Raw genomic sequence first — 19,753 nt, forward strand, 5'->3', positions numbered from 1 at the left:
TGCAGGGGGGACCCTGTGGGAGAGTAGGACGCCGCCGAACTCCTTTTACGGGAAAGCCCCGTGTCCGCAGGGACACGGGGCTTTTCTGCGTTCACCGCCCTTTATGCCGGCACCACCAGGTGGGTGTCGTAGGCCAGGATGACCGCCTGGACACGGTCACGGGATCCGGTCTTGGCGAGGATGCGCGTGACATGTGTCTTCACCGTCGATTCGGCGAGGTGGAGCCGTTCGGCGATCTCCGTGTTGGACCAGCCCTGTCCGATGACGGTGAGGATCTCCCGTTCCCTCTCCGTGAGGGACGCGATGCGTGCGTCCGGGGTGGCGGGGCCGCCGGGAACGGTCGGGAGATGCTGGACGTACGCGTCCAGAAGACGGCGGGTGAGGCTGGGGGCCACCACCGCGTCGCCGCCCGCCACGGCCCGGATGCCGGAGAGGAGCTCCTCCGGCAGCGCGTCCTTGACGAGGAAGCCGCTGGCGCCGGCGCGCAGGCCGTCGTACGCGTACCGGTCCAGGTCGAAGGTAGTGACGATGAGGACGCGGGTGCGGTTACCGGCCCTGATGATGCGTCGGGTGGCTTCGATGCCGTCCAGGAGCGGCATACGGATGTCCATCAGCGCGACATCCGGCCGATGCTGCTGGACGAGGCTCAGGGCTTCGAGGCCGTTGTCGGCCTCGCCCACGACGGTCATGTCGTCCTGGCTCTCCAGCAGCATGCGGAATCCGAAGCGTTGCATCGGCTGGTCGTCCGCGATCAGCACGGTCGTCACGAGGGTGTGTCCTCCAGAGGAAGTCGGAGCCGGACCTGCCAGCCCGTCGCGGGTGCGGATGCCGGCAGCGGGCCCGCTTCGAGTGTGCCGTCGTAGAGGGATGCCCGCTCGCGCATCCCGTTGATTCCCTGCCCACCGCTCTCGGAGCCGTGACGGCCGGCGGTGCCGGTGTCCGTGATGACGGCCTCCAGTTCGGTGGCCCGGTAGGTCAGAGTGACCTCCGCGGTCGGTGACGGGTCCGTGCCGCCGTGCTTCAGCGTATTCGTCAGGGCCTCCTGCACGACCCGATAGACCGTCAACTGTCGTCCCGCGGTGGGCGGGGCTGATGGGGGTGTGCCGCGGATGCGCAGGCGTACGGGCAGACCGGCTGTCCGTACGCCGGTGAGGAGCTCGTTCATGTCGTCCAGGGTCGGCTGCGGGGTGCGGTCCGCCTCGGCGGGGTGGTCGCGCAGGACGCCGAGCAGACGGCGGAGTTCGGTGAGGGCCTGGCGGCTCGTGGTTCCGATGGCTTCGAGGGCCTGGGCGGCCCGTTCCGGGCTCTTGGCCGCCGCGTAGGCGCCGCCGTCCGCGAGGCCCGTGATGACGGACAGGTTGTGGCCGATGATGTCGTGCATCTCCCGGGCGATCCGGGTCCGTTCGGCGGCGGCCGCGAGCCGGGCCTGCTGGTCGCGTTCCAGCTCCAGCCGGTGGGCGCGGTCGACGAGGGCCTCGGTGTACTCCTTGCGGGTACGGACCACGATCCCGAGCATCGCCGAGAGCGCGAACGCCCAGAGGTGGGGGACGGTCAGCGGGTCCCAGCTGTGCGGGTGGTGCACCGCGCCGGCCAGGAGCGGGGCGGCCACCAGGGCGCCCGCCCACGCCAGGGCCCGGCCGGGCAGCCGCAGCGCGATGTTGAAGACGACGATTTCCTGAAGGTAGGTGGCCTGGATGACGGCACCGGACCAGGCGTTCACCAACGAGACCGGTGCCGTGAACGCCAGCACGGCCAGGGGATGCGTACGTCGCCACAGCAGTGGCACGGAGAAAGCCAGGCTCATCAGCAGAACCAGCGTCCCGGACACGTTCGGGTCGATGGCCACGCTGCGCCAGCCGCCCGAGGTGACGTCGAGGACGGCGAACAGGATCCAGGACGTGGTCAGCAGCCCGTCCCAGACCATCGGCCGGCGCACGTCGAACGCACGGACGCGCTGGAGCAGCTGCTGGATGTGACCGGTGAGCGGGGTGGCGCCCGGAGTGGAGTCCGAGGTGGATTCCGGGGCCCGGATCTTCTCGTCGTACGTCACACGTCCCATCCTCACAGCCCGCCGTCCTCGGGTCATGCGTCGCGTCGGCGCAGCAGCAGGGCAGCCGTGGCCAAGGACGCCCCGGCCCACAGGCACAGGGCGAGCACGGCGCCGCCCGTGGAGGCATCGCCCTCCAGCGGGGTGGCGGAGCCGAGGACACCGGCCGCCTGGGTGGGGAAGTACTTGATGGCGCTCTCGACCACGTCGTACGGAAGCATGGAGAGGACCTCCGGCAGGATCATCACGCCGCCGATGTAGGCGCCGATCGCCCCCGGCACCGAGCGGAGCAGGGCGCCGAGCCCGAGTGCGATCAGGCTGAGCAGGGTGATGGCGGCGGAGTTGCCGACGACCGCGCCGAACACGCCCGGGTCGCCGAGCGAGGCCGCCTGGTCGGTGTCGTGGAGGAAGAACTGGGCGACGAGGAAGGTGAGCAGGGAGGTGGCGAGCATGATGACGAAGACCGTGACGGTGAAGACCGCCGCCTTCGCCCACAGCACCGGGAGTCTGCGGGGGACCGCGGCGAGCGAGGCGCGGATCAGGCCGGTCGAGTACTCGCCCGCGGTGACCAGGATGCCCAGGACCACGGTGCACAACGCGCTGAGCACCGAGCCGTAGAGGACCAGGACCACGGTGTCGACGTCGGAATCGCCGCCGTCGGAGGTGTACGTCGCGCCCATGACCACGCCGACGGCGAGCATCAGGACGGCCGCCGAGACCAGAGTGATCCACGAGGAGCGCAGGGACCGGAGTTTGTGCCACTCGAAGCGCAGGACGCGGGCGGGTGTGACCCGGTACGGGCTCCGTCCGTCCGCGTGAGGTCGGTGGTCCGGGCGGGCTGCTGCGGTGGTCATGCGAGGGCTCCGGTCGGTTCGGGGGTGGTGATCCGGTACTCGACCGACTCCTGGGTCAGGTCCATGAAAGCCTGCTCCAGGGAGGCGGTCCGCGAGGTGAGTTCGTACAGCGGGATGGCGTGGGCGGCCGCGGTGCGGCCGATGTGCGCCGCGTCCGTACCGCGGATCTCCAGCTCGCCGGGGGATTCGGCGGAGCCGGTGGTCAGGTCGATGTCGACGCCGGGACCGGTGAGGAGATCGCGCAGGGTACCGGCCTGCGGTGTGACGACCTTGACCGAGGCGCCGCCGGCCGTGGCGACGAATTCGGCGACCGTGGTGTCGGCGAGGAGCCGGCCGCGGCCGATGATGATCAGGTGGTCGGCGGTGAGTGCCGTCTCGCTCATGAGGTGCGAGGAGACCAGGACCGTACGTCCCTGCTGGGCAAGGGATTTGAGGAGGTTACGGATCCACAGCACGCCCTCGGGATCGAGGCCGTTGACGGGCTCGTCCAGGATGAGCGTCGCCGGGTCGCCGAGGAGTGCGGCGGCGATGCCGAGCCGCTGACCCATGCCGAGCGAGAAGCCCTTGATGCGTTTGTGGGCGACCGCGGTCAGCCCGGCCAGGTCGAGTACGTGCTCGACGCGGCCGCGCGGGATGCCATGGGTGTGGGCCAGCGCCATGAGGTGGTTGAAGGCGGTGCGGCCGGGGTGGACGGAGCGGGCCTCCAGGAGCGCGCCGACCTCGGTGAGCGGTGCGCTGTGGGCGGCGTACGCCCGGCCGCCGATCGTCGAGCGGCCCCGGGTGGGCGCGTCCAGACCGAGCAGCATGCGCATGGTCGTCGACTTTCCGGCGCCGTTCGGGCCGAGGAATCCGGTGACGGTGCCGGACCGGACCGTGAAGTCGAGGTCCTGGACGACGGTGTTGTCTCCGTACTTCTTGGTGAGTTCGTATGCCCTGATCATGCGTTCGACGCTACGGAGCGGGCCCGCGGCAGGCGTCCGACCCGGGGCGGGACGTGGCGGTGCGCGTAGTACCGGGGTACGACGCGCACCGGGCGGGCGATGCGTCCGGCCGCACGTCCGGCCGCACGTCCGGCCGTGCGTCCGCGGTGCGTTCGGTGGTGCGGGAATGTTGTTTGCGCAGGTTGGACGGCAGAGGCAGGATCGGCGGATGGAACATGTGATTAGAGCCGTACGCGCCGATGAATGGCCCCTGGTCAAGGAGTTGCGGCTGGCCGCTCTGCGGGATCCGGCCGCCCCTGTGGCGTTTCTGGAGACGTATGAGCAGGGCGTGGCCCACTCCGACGAGTTCTGGCAGGACCGGGCGCTCGGCGCGTCGGGCACCGGGAGCGGTGACGCGCGGCAGTTCGTCGCCGTCGCGCCGGACGGGCGGTGGGACGGCGGTGTCACCGTGCTGATCGAGCGGCCGGACGCGGAGGTGCGGTTCGGGGAGGCGGTCAGCGTCCACCAGGCGCATGTGGTCGGCGTGTTCGTGCGGCCCGAGGCGCGGGGCGCGGGTCTGGCCGAGGAACTGTTCCGGGCCGGGACGGACTGGGCCTGGTCGCTGACGGATCCGCGGATCGAGCGGGTGCGGCTGTATGTGCACGAGGACAACCCGCGGGCGGCTGCGTTCTACCGGCGGATCGGGTTCGTGGCGACCGGGCGATCGGTACCCGTGCCGGGCGACCCGTCCGCTCAGGAGATCGAGTACGCGGTGGAGCGGGTTCCATCAGCGTGAGGTGGTGAGTTCTTGGGTCCAGCGGGCGCGAGCCTGCTCCTGGGAGCGGAGGAGGGCCAGGGCCGGCAGCCCCATGGCCTGGCCGGTCGCCAGCAGCTCCGGGAGCCGGGGGAGGGGGGCCACCGCGGCGACGTCGTCGAGCACGAGCGTCATTGGTGGGTCGAGCTGACCGTCGGTTGACCGTGCGGCCATGCGGCGGCCGTGCTCGACCACGTGTGAGGCGAGTGCCGTGAGCAGGGGCATTGCTCCCGGTCCTGAGCGGGGGTCCTCGATCGGTTCACCCACCACATAGAGGGTGCCCCCCTCACCCGCGAATGATTCCAGCGCGAGCGAATCGGCCCGGTTCGGTGTGCAGGCCTCGCGGATGTGGACCGACGACAGCGCGCCGAACGCCCGCACCGTCAACTCCTGTGCCATCTCGCGGCGTTCGGGGTGGGCGGTCAGTGCCGACTCCAGTAGACCGGCGAGTCCGGAGGCCGCTTTGGGGTGGGTACGGAGCAGGCGCACGGGTTCGTGGGCGCTGCCGCCGAGGGCCCAGCGGTGGACCTGGCGGAAGGGCCGGCCGTCGATGGCGGCGGCGTGCAGCCAGCACTGCAGGAGCGTTTCCGCGGTGTCGGCGGTCGCCGCGTCGATCCGGGCCTGCGGTCGGACCGGGGCCAGGAGCGCGGTGGCGCGGGCGGCGGCCGTGTCGGGCTGTTCGCAGCCTGCGGTGGGGGACCAGTGCAGACGGGCCGGGGTGTCGCAGAGGTGGCCCGGGTCGTAGACGAGGACCGGGCCGAGCTTGGCGCGGGCGTCCTTCGTCTCGGCCCAGACGGTGGGGTCGGAGGTGACGACGAGCGCGGGGCCGTCGGCCTCGCGGATGGCCTGGACGACGGTGGGGCGACGCGTCGCGGCCGGTCCGTAGACGACGAGGGGGGCGCGGGGGGAGGGGACTTCGACTCCGGCTCCGGTGGGAGGAGCGGTCTCGGCCGGTGTGAGCTCCACGGGGGCTGCGGGGGCTGCGGGGGTGGGAGCGGGGATCGGCGCAGGCGCAGGCGCAGGCGCAGGGGCGGGGGCGGCAGCGGGGGCGGGCGTCTGTGCTTGCGTTGCTGCCTGCGGTTGCGGCTGCGGTTGCGGCTTCTGAAGGGGTTCCTGCCGCTGCCGTGCCCGTACGGACTCGCTCCCGCTCCAGTCCCCGTCCCCGCTGCCGCCCCCGTAACGCTCGCTCCGCTGCCGTGCCCGTACCGCCCGCCAGCGGGCCACCACGCCCAGCACGAACACCGTCAGCACCAGCAGCACCATCAGTTCGCCGATGAACAGGCCCCAGAAGAGCCCGTACCCGGAGAACTCGCCCGCCGGGGTGTTCGGCCAGGCGGCCGGGAGATCGTGCGGTGCGGTGACGAGCCGGCGCATCGCCAAGGGAGTCTCGGCGAGCGTGACCCCCTCCGGCCAGGCGCCGTGCGCGATCAGTCCGGCCAGACCGGTGGCCGTCCACGCCAGCAGCGTCAACCCGAGCAGGAAGGCCAGCAGGCCGATCAGCAGGCCGTCCGGGATGCCTCCGCCGCTTCCGCTGCCGCCGGTACGTTCTTCAGCGCGCCCCGCCATGTCATGCCACCGTCGACTCGGACGAATCGTTCAGCCGTTGTTGGTGCTCGATCCGGGCCGCGCGCTGCTCCGCCTCCAGGTCCGCGGCGCGTACGTCCTCGGGGAGGAGTTCGGCGGCGGAGGACTCGGTCATCGCGCGGTCGGTGAAGACCAGCGGGCGTTCCGCCTCGGTGATCAGGTGTTTGACCACCTGGACGTTGCCGTTGACGTCCCAGACCGCGATGCCGGGGGTGAGGGTCGGGATGATCTCGACCGCCCACCGGGGCAGGCCGAGCACGCGTCCCGTCGCTCTGGCCTCGTCGGCCTTCTGGGCGTAGATCGTGCGGGTCGACGCCATCTTGAGGATCGCCGCGGCCTCGCGGGCCGCCGCCCCGTCGACGACGTCGCTGAGGTGGTGGACGACGGCCACGAACGAGAGGCCGAGACGGCGCCCGAACTTCAGCAGACGCTGGAAGAGCTGGGCGACGAACGGGGAGTTGATGATGTGCCAGGCCTCTTCCACCAGGAAGATGCGTTTCTTCCGGTCGGGCCTGATCCAGGTGTGCTCCAGCCAGACGCCGACGATCGCCATCAGGATCGGCATCGCGATCGAGTTGCGGTCGATGTGCGAGAGGTCGAAGACGATCAGTGGGGCGTCGAGGTCGATGCCGATGCTCGTCGGGCCGTCGAACATGCCGCGCAGGTCACCGTCGACCAGCCGGTCCAGGACGAGGGCGACGTCCAGGCCCCAGGCCCGTACGTCGTCTATGTCGACGTTCATCGCCTCGGCGGACTCGGGCTCCGGGTGGCGGAGCTGCTCGACGATGTCGGTCAGGACCGGCTGCCGGTCGGTGATCGTCTCGTTGACGTAGGCGTGGGCGACCTTCAGCGCGAAGCCGGACCGCTCGTCCAGGCCGTGCCCCATGGCGACCTCGATGATCGTGCGGAGCAGGGCGAGCTGGCCGGTGGTGGTGATCGCGGGGTCGAGCGGGTTGAGCCGGATGCCGCCGTTGAGGGCGGCGGTCGGGTCGAGGCGGATCGGGGTGAGGCCGAGCTCCTGGGCGATGAGGTTCCACTCGCCGACGCCGTCCTCGCCCTGGGCGTCCAGGACGACGACCTGGCGGTCGCGGAAGCGGAGCTGGCGGAGCACGTACGTCTTCTCCAGCGCGGACTTGCCGTTGCCGGACTCGCCGAGCACCAGCCAGTGCGGGGCCGGCAGCTGCTGTCCGTACAGCTGGAAGGGGTCGTAGATGTAGCCCTTGCCGGAATAGACCTCGCGGCCGATGATCACGCCGGAGTCGCCGAGGCCGGGGGCAGCGGTGGGTAGATAGACGGCCTGGGCCTGTCCCGTTGATGTGCGGACGGGCAGCCTGGTCGTCTCCACCTTCCCGAAGAGGAAGGCGGTGAAGGCGTCCGACAGCGCGGACAGCGGATCTCGCATGGCGTGACCGACCTCCCTTTCGGTTCTCTCGGTTGTCTCGGTTGCGTGCGGTGCGGTGCGGTGCGGGGGCTGCGCTGTGCCTGCGGCTAGCGGCGGATGCCGGTGGCGAACGGCAGGGTGTTCACGAAGGCGCGGTGGTGCTCGCGGTCGCACCACTCCAGCTTGAGATACGACTTGCCGGCCGAGGCCCGGATCGTCCGCTTGTCGCGGGCGAGGGCCTCCGGCGAGCGCGATGACACGGTGATGTACCCCACCAGGTTCACCCCGGCCGCGCCGCTCGCGAGATCTTCACCCCGCTGGTCGAGCCGGCCGTGTGCGGCGATGTCGCGCGGGTCGACGGTGCGGTTCATCTTGGCCTGACGGCTGGCTTCCGCCTCGTCGTTCGTCTTCTCGGTGAGCATCCGCTCGATGGCGACCTCGGTGGGTTCGAGGTCCATGCAGACCGCGACCGTACGGATCACATCGGGCGTGTGGACGAGGAGCGGGGCCAGGAAGTTGACGCCGACGGGAGTCATCGGCCACTCCTTCACCCAGGCCGTGGAGTGGCACCAGGGTGCGCGGGTGACCGACTCGCGGGTCTTGGCCTGGAGGAACGTCGGCTCGACCGCGTCCAGTTCGGCCGGCCAGGCGTTGCGCTTGGTCATGGCCTGGATGTGGTCGATGGGGTGGTCGGGGTCGTACATCGAGTGCACGAGGGAGGCGAGCCGGCTCTGGCCGAGCGGCTGGCGGACCCGGATGTCGGCCTCGGCGAGGCGGGCGCAGATGTCGGTGAGCTCGCGTGCCATGACGACGGCGAGGCCCGCGTCCCGGTCGAGCCTGCGGCCGGCCTGGGGGCGGGCGGCACGGGCCATGGCGTTGGCCTCGGCGGCCAGCTCGCGGGTGTAGTGCATGCAGGCCACGAGGTAGGCGCGGTGCTGCTCGCTGGAGGTGGAGACCATGGACTGGAGCTGGTCGTACGACTCCTGGAGCCAGCCCGGGGACGTCTTGTCGCCGCGCTGGGCGACGTCCTTGGCGTGTGCGTCGGGGTCGGCGGGCAGGGTACGGGCCAGCATCTGAATGCGGGTCACGAAACCGTCGCCGTTGGCGACGTGCTTCAGCAGCGTGCCGAACCGGTCGACGAGCGCTTCCTGGTCCTCACTGTCGCGCAGCCCGACGCCGGGGCCCTCGATCTCGATCGCGGCGGTGACGGTGCGGCGGTCGGCGTGCAGGAGGACGGCGATCTCGTCCGGGCCGAAGGGGGCGGCGAGCCAGTTGATCCGGCCGATGCCGGGGGGCGGTCCGATCTCGACCTCGCGCCCGTCGGCGCCGACGCCCGCCTCCATGGCGGCGGATCGGTAGGACGTACCGCGGCGCAGGGAGCGCTTGTAGCTGCGGTTGATCTCGAACCATTTGTAGAAGGTGCGGTGCTTGTACGGGAGGTACACGATCGCCAGGGCGAGCAGGGGGAAGCCCGTGAGCAGCACGATCCGCAGGGACAGGATCGGGACGATCAGCCCGCTCATCATGCCGAGGAACGCGCCGGCGATGATCAGCGCGATCTCGCCGGTCTCGCGGTTCTTGCCGACGATCGCGTTCGGCCGGGCCCGGCCGATGAGATACGTACGGCGGGGCGCGATCGTGTGGGACGGAGTCGTCAACGCCCTCCACCTCCCGTGCTGTTGTTACCTGAACTGCCTGATCCGCCACCTCGGTGGGAGCGGCTGCCGTGCGGGGTGCCGGAGGTCGGCCCCGATCCGCTGCGCGGCGGGGGTGCGGCGGAGGGGACAGATCCGCCGCCGACTCCGCTCCCGCCGGAGCCGCGGGAGCTGTGCGCGGCGACCCCGCCGCTGATCGCGTTGGCGGGCCGGCCGCCGCCGTTGCCGCCGTCGCCGCTGTTCTGGCCGCTGCGGCTGCTGTGGGTCTTGATGCCCTGGGAGACGAGGGCGGCCGGGGAGCTGATCATCGCGGCGGCCTGGGAGCCGTCGGTGGCCTGCTTGCGGTTGGTACGGGCGCCCTGGATCTCGTCGCCGAAGCCGGGGACGAACCGGTAGATCATCGCGGAGGCGAAGATGGCCAGCAGGATGATGGCGAGACCGGACACGACCGCGGAGATCGCGTTCGGCCCCTCGTTCTGGGAGAGCGCACCGGCCAGCCCGAGCACGACCGCGATGACCGGCTTCACCATGATCACCGCGACCATGATGCCCGCCCAGCGCCGGACGTGGCCCCACATGTTCTTGTCGACGAGCCCGGCGTAGACGACGGTGCCGAGCAGGGCGCCGACGTAGAGCAGGGCGGCCCGGATGACGAGCTCCAGCCAGAGGATGCCCGCGGCGAGGATCGACACGAGCGAGACGACGATCAGCATGATCGGTCCGCCGCCGATGTCGGAGCCCTTCTTGAGGGCTTCGGCGAACGACCCGAAGAAGACGTCGGTCTGCCCGCCCGAGGACGTGGCGATGACTTCGGTGACGCCGTCGGTCGCGGAGACGATCGTGTAGAGGATCAGCGGAGTGAACGCGGAGGCGAGGACCGTCAGCCACAGGAACCCGATGGCCTCGGAGATCGCGGTGGTCAGCGGCACGCCACGGATCGCCCGCTTGGCGACGGCGAGCAGCCACAGGACGAGCGTGAGGACGGTGGAGGCGGCGAAGACGATCGCGTACTGCTGGAGGAACTTGGTGTTCGTGAAGTCGACGTTGGCGGTGCTCTTCACGGCCTCGCTCAGCTTGCCGACGATCCACGTGGCGGCGTCGGCGCAGCCGCGGGCGAGCGAGGAGAGGGGGTCGAGGGAGTTGTCGAGGGTGGAGGGGGCGTCGGTTTTGGGGGCGGCGTCGCCGTCCTCGCAGTAGTCCTTGGCGAGCCCAACGATGAGGTCGCAAGCGTTGTCGCTCTTGCTGGGCGATGGTGTGGGCGACGGAGAGGGGGCTGCGACTGCCCGCGAAGCCAGCAACACCACTGTGATCGGCAGGCTGCTGAGGATTGCCAGGAGGGACCGGGCACTCGGGTGGTGGCTAGCGGGCATAGGTGAAGCCTCCGTATCCCTCAACTGCACCAGCGATCTCGTCGGCAGTGGACGCCCTGTTGTCTCCGTTGACGGGCGTGGGCCCTTCCGTCTGACTCGATGACTCGATTCGCCAGTCGCCGCCAACCCATTTGAGCTTCTCTGAGATGGTGAACCATGTCGCGGTGACGGGCTTGGTGGAGCCTTGTCCGGCCATTCCGACGAGGCCAGTGCACCAGACCTCGATGGTGGCTGTGTCACCGCTCCGTTCGACCACCTTCGTGCCTACCGGGATGGTGCGGGAAACGAACGTCAGGCCGCTGGGGGTGGTGCCGTCGTCGTTGAGGCCGACGTTCTTGAGGAAGCCTGGCGAGTAGGCCTTTGTCAGGTCGGCCAGTAGCGTCTCCACGACAGCCGGGTCGTGGGTGGCCCGAACGATGCTCCGCCGAGTGACCGCGTTGAACATCCCGTCAGAACCCAGCGCCACCGCATAGTTGGAGGCCGCACTCTGCGCCCCCTGCTCATCATGCGCGAACCCCGACGGAATCGACCCGTTCTTCCCCGTCACCGGCTTCGTCCCCGTAGCCGCCGTGGACGCCGCCCCCGGCTTGTTCCCCGCGCTCCCCGAACCGCCGTCGTTGTCGTTCTTGCCGCCGCCCCCCATGTTGGCGAACGCGATGGCCGCGATCAGGAGGACGACCACGCCGACCACCGTGACGAGCGAGCGGGAACCGCGGGCCGGGCGGCGGGAAGCGTTGTAGCCGTCGCCGCCCTCGCCGTCGGGAAGGCGGGTACGGGTCTGGCGCGTACCGCCGATGGTGCTGTATCCATCGTCCGTACGGCCTGAGTCGTTGCCGTAGCCGTTGTCGTCGTCGAGGCTCATGCCGCGTACGCCCCCTCAACCGTTGCCTGAACCAGGTAGTACGACGGTAGCCGTGCGGGATTCCGCGCGGACGCGGTGTGGTGACTCGACATCAGGGAACGCAACCTCTGCCGGTGGGCACGACGGACGGATGGTGTGGGGGGTGGGCGGGACTGCCCCTGGCATGGGATGACAGCCGGTCAGACGGCCATTCCGTAGACGATGGTGAACAGGGTTCCGAGCGATCCGATGATGAACACACCGGTCAGACCGGCAACGATCAGCCCCTTGCCCTGCTCGGCGCTGAACGTGTCGCGCAGTGCCGTCGCGCCGATGCGCTGCTTCGCCGCACCCCACACCGCGATGCCGAGGCAGAGCAGGATGGCGATGGCCATCACGACCTCGATCATTACGCGGGCCTCGTTGCCCAAGGTCCCGAACGGCCCCCAGTTCGGGGCGATTCCGCCGATGATGGTGGTGATGTCGCCCTTTTCAGCTGCCAGGATCATGTAAGTCACCGCCCCTGTTGGGTAGTTCATTGCCCATGCCGCACGGCACGGGTCGCTCTCTATCTTCGCTGATGAAACTGCTCTCGTACGACGGCTCGACGGCTCTCTTTACCCGGATCCCGCACATTTGACCGGTCCCACCGCCCTGACCTGCGGATCGAATCAATATGTGACCGAATATGTATGGTTACTCTGTGTATCACGAGGGGTGACCCCGGGCAATGATTGCCATCCCGCCACCCTGGCCGAGAATTCTGAACATGCCCTGGTCAGCGCGTCGGGCTGCTCGGAGCTTGGGGTGGTCTGAGAAGAGGATGGCGTGGGACGGGCGGCCGGGGCGGCGTGGTCCAGGCGGTCGGCGGCCGGAAATCGCACCAGGTCCCGTCGAAGGGAAACGTTCCGGCCTCGGCGAGCCGGGCGACCGAGGCGCCCTCGTTCCGGATCGCCGACGCTTCGTCGGCCGACCAGTAGACGGGATGGCCGGTCTTCTCGGCGAAGGACTCCTCGTCCTTCCACTGCCAGCTCCGGTCCGGCGCGATATTGATGTCGAGTTCGTGGTCGGTGATGTCGATGTCGTCACCGTGATGGATCCGGCGCTCCAGGTTTACGTACCAGCCACGGAACTTCTGTCTGCGGCCGAAGAGCCAGAGAACCGAGTGCGCGGCACCGGCCGGCTGGTAGAAGAGCGCGTTGCCCATCGGCCAGCGGTCGGCCACCACCGGGTAGCCGTCGGCCGGGCGATCGTCCGGGGCGATGTCCCGTAGGTGTGCCCCGCGCGGAAGTTCCGTACGCCACATCGGCGTGCCGCTCTCCATCCACACCAGTTGGCCTCGGTCCGTGCGCTCGACGAGGCGTACGGGCACCGACGCACTCAGGTGGCCGCCGATGAAGAAGTTCCAGCGGAGGATCCGGCCCGGCTCGTCGTTCATGCCGTTGATCATGCCCGCGGCGCGGTGACCGAACACGTTGTCCGATCACTTGACCCGGAGTCACCGGAGCCGCAGCCGTGTGCGGGCGTGCCTCAGTCGGCGACGATGCCCCGGGCGGCGAGGACCTCGGCCTTGAACGGGACGCCCAGCCCGCAGTCCCGGGCGCCGATGAGCCGCCGCAGGTTCGGCAGCAGGTCGAGGTCGTCGAGCGAACCCACGTCGAACAGGTCGTCCTCGCCGTCCCAGACCGGGGAGCACTCGTAGTACACCTGGAGCCCGCCGTCGATGAGGAGCGTGTCCACCGTCGCGAGCAGTTCCTCGCTTATCTCCAGTGCCTCGAAGTGGGCGCGGGCCTCGTCGAGCACCGTGTAGTCGAGATCGTTGTCGAACGCGTAGAGCTGCGCGTCCTCGATTCCCTTTGCCCGCAGGCATTCATCGATGCTGAAGGCAGGAGTGAGCGTCTTGTCCTGGTACATGAGTTTCTCGATGACCAGCAGCTTGAAGTTGAAGTCGCGGAAGGCAGGCATGCCGGGACCCTACATAGGGGTCCCATTGCCCTGCACAAGCTCCCGCGGTTCGTTGTCAGTGCCGCCTGCCAGACTCGTACACATGACCAGCAGCACCGGAACTCCCGTCCCGCTCCCGGCCAATCACCGCATCTCCGAGACGTACGCCGACTGGGCGCGCGCCCAGGCCCCCGGCGCCGAGGCCGACGCCCGTGACGTGCTGGAGCGGGCGGGCCGTGGCAGGCATCGGGCCTGGGAGAAGCCCGGACGGTTCGTGGACGAGGCGGTGCGCCTGGCCCGGGGTCTGCCGGCCGCGCACCTGCCGTGGTTCTGGGACACCATCGGGCACTGGATGCTGGAGACGCACCGTCGGTCCGCCGCCCGTGCGTACGCCTGTGCGCGCGCCGCGGAGCGCACCCATGAACTGCCCGTCGATCCCGGCTGGCGGTGGGCGAACCTTCAGCTGTTCGCCCGGTTCGGCGCGCTTCCCGCCACCGAACTCAGCGGGGCCCCGGCCTGGCTGGCCGAGGTGTTCGAACCGGGGGACGCGCACCGCGAGTTCGTGCGGCTGCTGACCATCTGGACGGCGTCGCCGGGCGAGCTTCCCGCCGATCTGGCCCGCCGGGTCCGGGACTCCGCACGCGCGGCCGGGCTCGGCGCCGACGAGGAGGCGCGGGTGCTGGGCGAGGTGCTCGTGTCCGCTCGCGGCAAGGCCGTCCCGGACCGGCTGTTCGACGCGGCGCTCGCCCCGCTCACCGCTCACCGGCCGGCCGACGACCGGGCCGCCGCGCTGCTCGACCTCTTCCCCGAGTCGAAGAACGACGCGGCCGCCTGGCTGCGGCTGCTCCTCGGCTGCGGGGCCGCCGACGCCGCCGCGTCCGGGCGGATCACCCCGGAGGGCGGCCTCGGCGAGTGGCTGCGGCGGTATGCCACCCAGTACTCCCACCGCCCCTCCGGCGGCGGGGTGTGCCGCCAGGCCATGCCCGCCGAGCTGTTCGACCTGGTGGCCCGGTTCGCACCGCTGCTGAAGGAGGACGGCACCCCGGTCCGGCTCCACGAGGACCGCTACCAGTGGCCGCACCTGGACGCCGATTTGCTCGACGTCTGCCTCGCCGAGGGCGTACCCGTCCACGACCCGGGCCCCACCGTCTCCCTGGAGTTCTGGGACAAGGACGCGCAGCGCGACCTCAGGGCCCTCGCCGCCGATCCCGTGTTCGGCTCCCGGCTCGAAGGCACGGTGCACGCCGGGCTCCGGTCCCGGGGAGGCAGCGCCATCAGCCGGCTTCCGCACAATCCCGGCATCGCCGCCGAGGTGCACGGCCGGATCGAGAAGCTGCTCGACAGCCTGCGCGGCGGCGGGCTCGCCGCGGCCGACGAGGCCCTGGACGAACTGCACGACCTCCTGGACCGCCCCACCGCCATCGCCCTGGACGGCATCGAGGAGGCCCTCGACGCACTGGACCTCACCGGCCCGCTGACCCGCGCCCTGCGCGCCGGCCTGCCCGAGGAGCTGGGCTGGCCCGCCCTGGAGGAGGCCCTCGCCGAATTCCGGCCGGACGAGACGGTGTACACCACCTGCACCTGGCCGGTGCTCACCGTGTACGGGGAGACCCGCGCGGTCGCCGTCGACCACGCGGGCCGGCGCGGCGCGCACACCCTGGAGCTGCCGGAAGGCGCCCTCCGCCCCACGGTGCACTGGGCCGGCGGCCAGTTCCTCGTAGCCTGGTCCGTCACGAGGGACGACAACGGGCCCGACACGGTGGCGTACTGGTCCGACAACCCCGCCGACACATTCGAACCGGAACAGTCGTACGGGCTGCGCCCCTACGGCGGCAGCATCCAGGGCGGCCTCGGCTACCAGTTCCAGACCCCGGACGGCGGCGGCCGGTTCGACGGCGAGAACGTCCTGCGCCCCGGCGACACCAGGGGGATAGGCCACCGCGACTACCAGATGTACGACGGCCGGGACTTCTGGAGCACCGCGGTGTTCAGCGAGGACCACGGCAGGGGATGGGCCCGTCTGGACCCCGCCACCGGCGTGCCCACCGCCGACCGCAACCTGCCCGACTTCCACCGCCCCGACACGTTGCCGGACGGCACCAGGCCCTTCCCCGACCACCGCATCCTCGCCGAACTGCCGCCCGGCGCCCCGCCGTCCCCGCTCGGCCAGGACGGCCGGCTCACCGGCTGCCGGGTCAACTACCGCACCCCGTACGCCGGTCCCTCGCCCCGCGAGTTCGTGCTGGAGTCCGCCGACGGCCGTACCGCGTCCTACCGCACCACCACCTGGGGCCGCCGCCCGTGGGGCATCCTCGCGCTTCCGGCCGGCGGCGAGGACGCCGTCGCGGTCGGCAGCACCACCGTCCGCTGCCATGCCGCCGGGGACAACTCGCTGCTCTGGCAGGTCCGGGGCTTTGCCGGCAGCCGCCACCGCGGACCCGTCCGGGCCACCCTCGGCGAGCAGGCCGGGCCCGTACCGCCACCCGCCTTCTGGCACTTCCTCACCCCGCGCGACGAGCCCTCCTCCCGTGCGCTGCGTACGGTCACCGACGCGGCCGTCCGTGAGCTGCTGCGATCCGGCGCCGGGGACGCACTGCCCGGGGTGACCGACCCCCGGATCCGGCAGGGCGTCGCCCGCGCCGCACGGCTCGCCGCCGATGTGCTGCGCCGCCGCCGGGAGCTGTCCCACAGGGTGGCCGTCATGCGCTCCGGACCGGTCGTCGAGCTGCCCGACCCGGTGCCCGACACCCGGCTCGTCCCGGCCCTGCACGGCCTGCTGCCCCAACTGCGGGGCTACGAGGAACGGCCGTTGCAGCCGCAGTCGGCCCTCCTCACCGCGGTCGCCGCCGACGGCCGGTATCTGCGTGGCGAGATCGACGACGAGGTGCGGGTGCTGGCCCTGCCCGCCCTTCCGTCCGAATGGGCGGTGCTGACCGGCCGGATCGACGCCGTGGCCTGGCGGGCCACCGTGGCCGCCACCCCGGACGAGCACCGGCAGGCACTCACCGCGCTGCTCGACGTGTGGAGCCGCCAGCCGTTCGCGGAACCGGGCACCACCTGGCGCACCGGCCGCGCCCCCGAGCCTCGGATCGCCGAACTCCGCGCGTCCGGCGCCCCGGTGGCCTCCGGCCCGGTCCGCAGCGACCTCGCCCCCTTCCTCCAGCGGGCCGCCGACCCGGCACCCGCCGATGCCGAGGAGTGCGAGACCCGCACCGTCGCGGGTGACGACACCACCCGGCTTCCCCGCCTGCTCGCCCTGCTCGCCGAACGCGGCCCGCTGCCCGTGCCCGAGGAAGCCGTGGACCTGTTCCGGTGGCGTACAGGGGTGCCGCGCGCGATCGCTGCCCTGGTGCTCGACGGCTTCGCCGGCAGCGACGACTACACGGCCCACCGCAAGCTGTGCCGAGCCAAGCCGTACAAGGCCGACCGGACCACCGCGCACGAGTACGACGACATACGGCGACGCCTCGGCCCCGGGGGCAGGCGCGCCGTGCTCGGCGCTGCCGTCCCCGCCGATCCGGCGGACCTCTGGGCCCCCGGCGGCATGACCGCCGCCGCGGACCGGATGGCCGCCGAATGGTCCGAACGGCTCGCGGTCACCCCGTACGCCGACGACGGCAGCCACGCCGCCGCGCTAACCAAGGACCACGGCCTGCCCGCGACCTGGGCCACCGCCCTGCTCACCGGGCGCCTGGCGGAACGCCCGCTGGAAGCCGACGGGATACGGGCTGCGGTCACCGCCCTCACCTGGGCGTTCACCGAGCGCCCGGTCGGCGACCCGGCCGCGGAGGGCGCCCGCCTGCTGCTCGACCAGCTCACGGACATCCCCGCCGATCAGCTCACGGCCCTGCGTGCGCTGGCCGACCGCTCGACGACCACCCCGGTCCCGCCGGGCCAGTACGAGGCCAACCCGCTCTCCAGCGTCCCGGACCTGGTGGACGAGGTGGCGGCGTCCCTCGGCGTCGGCCGCGACGCGGCGGCCCTGCACCTCCAGCTGCACGTCCTCGACCGCCCGGCCGACCGCACCGTACGCCGCTGGAACACCTGGACCCTCGACCACCACCGCGCCGTCCGCAAGGAACTCACCGCCGCGAAGGCCCCGCGCCCCGCGCCGACGCCTCCGACCGCCGTCCCGCCGCCTGCGCACGAACGGTTCGCCCGTGCCTGGGCGGACGCCGGTGCTCCTCCTCGGCGGTGAGGCCCGGCACCAGCCGGAGGGTTCGGCGATCCTCAGGGCGCCGTAGGTGCCGTCCGACTCAATATGGACTGGGCGTGTGCGCCGGCCGAGCCGGTCCCCGGCGGTCTGACGGGCAGGCAGAGCACGCATCCGGACGCCGTCCGTCAGTCGCCCGGATCCCAGTTCCGCAGCTCCGGTGTCAGGGCCCGTCCTCGGGCGCGATGCGGCCCGGACGTGGCCCTCGGTCGTGGTTGCGACGGAGCCCACTGCGTCGCTCTTTCTGGAGGCTACGCGTCGAATTCGCCGCGCCAGGCGAAGTCCAGCAGGGCGCTCGGCAGGTAGCCGGACTCGACCTCGATCGGAATGCCGTTGGCCTTCGCCAGGCACGCCACGGCCAACGGGGCGATGGCCATGACCCCTTCGATGTTCTGGGTGCGGTCCTCGTCGGCCGTCCAGTACTCCTTGTGCCGGCGAAGAGCGTCGTTCAGGGCCTCGTTGAAGCCTGCTGCGTCGTTGCGCAAGTAGCGGTAGAGCATCATGATCGGCGGGTACTCCAGCTTGCCCATGGTCTCGGCGTCGAGGACGTGGGTGGCCTCGGGAGCGCTCAGGTCCACGGCCCGCACCAGGTGCCGGCTGACGTCGTCACGCCGCAGCCAGAAGCTCCGGAGTGTCTCCACCCAGGCGTAGACGTACTCGTCCAGCACACCACCGCAGTCACGCAGCAACGACGCGGGCACCCGCGCCAGCATGTCGAGGCGGGCCGTCTCCCGGCAGATCAGCGCCAGAAAGAAAGCGTCGAGCCAGGTCCCCGCATTGAGATAGAACTGCGGACCGGTGGCAGTGAGCTGCCGCCTTTCCTGGCGGATCTTGCAGGTCACGGTCTCCTGATCGGTGATTGCGGCGGCGAAAACCGCCGAGCGCACCTGCATGGCCAGCAGCCAGGACTCCCAAGTCTCCAGCATCACCGCGTCCGGGTCCCCGACACAGCGGACGCGCGCCACATTCAGGGACGTTGTCAGCGCCCCGATCCTGGCGTCATGTGAGGTCCCGATGGTCTGCAGCGAATTCGCCAGGGACTTCTCCATGACAGGGACGACTGCCTCCATCTCAGCCACCGGGTAGCGCTGGCGAGACACGCTCGTAACCACTGATTTTCCTTGCCAGGCTCAGATCTTGAAGTATTCGAGGGCCGCTCCAGCGTGCGTGCCCTTGCCCTCGACTGCGTCCTGGGCTGACGCGACGATCGGCGCCATGGCCTCGGCCGCGTTGTCCGTACGGAACGCGTGGCGGGGAACGACGGTGGTCATGTATGCCTTACGTGGGGAATTCGCCGCACCAGTTGCGCCCCAGGAGGGTGGCGGGCAGGTACTCGGACTCGACTTCGATGGGGATGCCCGCGTCGTGGGCGAAGCAGGCCATGGCAAGCGGTGCGAGCGCGACGAGCCCCGAGATCAGACCGGCCCGGGTTTCATCGGTCCAGTACTCCTTGTGCCACTGGAGGGCGGCGGCGAGAGCGCGGTTGAAGCCGGCGTGGTCGTTGCGGATGACCCGGTGAAACATCTCCATCGGCGGGTAGAGGAGCTTGCCCACCGTCTCCTGGTCGGCGATGGTGTCCGAGTCCGCGCCGTCGACCGCGGCCACCAGCTTCGAGCCCAAGCCGTCGCCGCCGAGCCAGTACGTCTGGAGGGCATCGATCCAGGCGTACTCGAACTCGTCGTAGTGCGCGCCGTTCTCCCGCAGCAGAGACAGGGGCACTCGGCACAGGGCCGTGATCCTGTCCCGTTCCCGGCACACCACGGCGAGGTAGAAGGCGGCGAGCCAGGTGCCCGGGGTCACGTACCGCTGCGGACCAGTGGCTTGGAGTGTGCGGTCCTTGTGCGCGATACGGCACTGGACGTGGCCCTCGGTCGTGGTCGCCGCGGCGAACACGGCGGAGCCGATCTGCATCGCGTTCACCCAGGCATCCCAGGTGGGGAAGATCGAACCTCGCGGATCCAGCAGGCAGTGCCCATTAGCCAGCATGAGCGAGGTGTCGAAGGCCTCGCCCAGACCCGTGGAGTCCGCCTCCAGACCGTCGATCCATCCGTCGACGCTCTCCTGGAGAACGGCGAGGCCCGCTTCCGCGTTCCCCGTGGGAAAGGGGTGGCGGGGAATGGTCGAGACCAA

The 19,753-nt window shown here is 70.8% G+C and carries 17 protein-coding genes; 2 read left to right on the forward strand and 15 right to left on the reverse strand.

Annotated features, from left to right (window positions below; genetic code table 11):
* Window positions 1-101 precede the first annotated feature (101 nt).
* From ABZY11_RS07515 to ABZY11_RS07530, 4 genes are read right to left on the reverse strand one after another with little or no spacing between them, the layout of a single operon-like run.
* Window positions 102-767 (reverse strand): response regulator transcription factor, encoded by a 666-nt coding sequence (locus ABZY11_RS07515; RefSeq protein ID WP_356478219.1) that lies wholly within the window; start codon window positions 765-767, stop codon window positions 102-104.
* Entirely contained in the window at window positions 764-2,032 is a 1,269-nt protein-coding gene (locus tag ABZY11_RS07520) for a histidine kinase (protein WP_356478281.1), read from the reverse strand. The genes ABZY11_RS07515 and ABZY11_RS07520 overlap by 4 nt, the downstream gene beginning before the upstream one ends.
* A 50-nt stretch (window positions 2,033-2,082) precedes the next feature.
* Complete coding sequence (locus ABZY11_RS07525; RefSeq protein WP_356478220.1) at window positions 2,083-2,901, reverse strand: ABC transporter permease; 819 nt, start codon at window positions 2,899-2,901, stop codon at window positions 2,083-2,085.
* A complete protein-coding gene (locus tag ABZY11_RS07530) occupies window positions 2,898-3,842 on the reverse strand; it encodes an ATP-binding cassette domain-containing protein (RefSeq protein ID WP_356478221.1) in 945 nt (314 codons plus the stop codon). Before ABZY11_RS07530 ends, ABZY11_RS07525 begins: the two co-directional genes overlap by 4 nt.
* A 208-nt stretch (window positions 3,843-4,050) precedes the next feature.
* Between ABZY11_RS07530 and ABZY11_RS07535 the strand changes: the two genes are divergently transcribed.
* Entirely contained in the window at window positions 4,051-4,617 is a 567-nt protein-coding gene (locus ABZY11_RS07535) for a GNAT family N-acetyltransferase (protein WP_356478222.1), read from the forward strand.
* Here the strand turns inward: ABZY11_RS07535 and ABZY11_RS07540 are convergent.
* From ABZY11_RS07540 to ABZY11_RS07575, 8 genes are all read right to left on the reverse strand, one after another.
* Entirely contained in the window at window positions 4,609-6,201 is a 1,593-nt protein-coding gene (locus tag ABZY11_RS07540) for a type VI secretion protein (protein ID WP_356478223.1), read from the reverse strand. The two genes, ABZY11_RS07535 and ABZY11_RS07540, sit on opposite strands and share 9 nt — an antisense overlap.
* 1 nt (window position 6,202) lies before the next feature.
* Window positions 6,203-7,621, reverse strand: a complete 1,419-nt coding sequence (locus ABZY11_RS07545) for an ATP-binding protein (RefSeq protein WP_356478224.1) — start codon at window positions 7,619-7,621, stop codon at window positions 6,203-6,205.
* Between the two features lie 86 nt (window positions 7,622-7,707).
* Window positions 7,708-9,258, reverse strand: a complete 1,551-nt coding sequence (locus ABZY11_RS07550; protein WP_356478225.1) for an SCO6880 family protein — start codon at window positions 9,256-9,258, stop codon at window positions 7,708-7,710.
* Entirely contained in the window at window positions 9,255-10,625 is a 1,371-nt protein-coding gene (locus ABZY11_RS07555) for a hypothetical protein (protein ID WP_356478226.1), read from the reverse strand. Before ABZY11_RS07555 ends, ABZY11_RS07550 begins: the two co-directional genes overlap by 4 nt.
* Window positions 10,615-11,487: a hypothetical protein gene (locus ABZY11_RS07560; RefSeq protein ID WP_356478227.1), complete on the reverse strand. Its 873-nt coding sequence runs from the start codon at window positions 11,485-11,487 to the stop codon at window positions 10,615-10,617. The genes ABZY11_RS07555 and ABZY11_RS07560 overlap by 11 nt, the downstream gene beginning before the upstream one ends.
* A gap of 179 nt (window positions 11,488-11,666) precedes the next feature.
* Window positions 11,667-11,975 carry a hypothetical protein gene (locus tag ABZY11_RS07565; RefSeq protein WP_018101695.1) on the reverse strand — a complete coding sequence of 103 codons (309 nt, stop codon included), beginning with the start codon at window positions 11,973-11,975 and terminating at the stop codon, window positions 11,667-11,669.
* A gap of 269 nt (window positions 11,976-12,244) precedes the next feature.
* The gene (locus ABZY11_RS07570) at window positions 12,245-12,904 is read right to left on the reverse strand and encodes a DUF402 domain-containing protein (protein ID WP_356478228.1); all 660 of its coding nucleotides are present in this window, start codon (window positions 12,902-12,904) and stop codon (window positions 12,245-12,247) included.
* A gap of 92 nt (window positions 12,905-12,996) precedes the next feature.
* A complete protein-coding gene (locus ABZY11_RS07575) occupies window positions 12,997-13,431 on the reverse strand; it encodes a hypothetical protein (RefSeq protein ID WP_356478229.1) in 435 nt (144 codons plus the stop codon).
* A gap of 82 nt (window positions 13,432-13,513) precedes the next feature.
* Here ABZY11_RS07575 and ABZY11_RS07580 point away from each other — a divergent pair, with 82 nt between their 5' ends.
* On the forward strand, window positions 13,514-17,608 hold the full coding sequence (locus ABZY11_RS07580; protein ID WP_356478230.1) for a hypothetical protein: 4,095 nt from the start codon (window positions 13,514-13,516) through the stop codon (window positions 17,606-17,608).
* Between the two features lie 266 nt (window positions 17,609-17,874).
* Here the strand turns inward: ABZY11_RS07580 and ABZY11_RS07585 are convergent, their stop codons facing one another.
* Genes ABZY11_RS07585 through ABZY11_RS07595 form a run of 3 tightly spaced genes read right to left on the reverse strand, consistent with a single transcriptional unit; the run spans window position 17,875 to window position 19,753 of the window.
* Complete coding sequence (locus ABZY11_RS07585) at window positions 17,875-18,693, reverse strand: immunity 49 family protein (protein WP_356478282.1); 819 nt, start codon at window positions 18,691-18,693, stop codon at window positions 17,875-17,877.
* A 60-nt stretch (window positions 18,694-18,753) separates the two neighbouring features.
* The gene (locus ABZY11_RS07590; protein ID WP_356478231.1) at window positions 18,754-18,894 is read right to left on the reverse strand and encodes a hypothetical protein; all 141 of its coding nucleotides are present in this window, start codon (window positions 18,892-18,894) and stop codon (window positions 18,754-18,756) included.
* A 7-nt stretch (window positions 18,895-18,901) separates the two neighbouring features.
* Window positions 18,902-19,753 (reverse strand): immunity 49 family protein, encoded by an 852-nt coding sequence (locus ABZY11_RS07595; protein WP_356478232.1) that lies wholly within the window; start codon window positions 19,751-19,753, stop codon window positions 18,902-18,904.

The sequence above is a fragment of the Streptomyces sp. NPDC006510 genome (assembly GCF_040611955.1).
Lineage (GTDB): Bacteria > Actinomycetota > Actinomycetes > Streptomycetales > Streptomycetaceae > Streptomyces.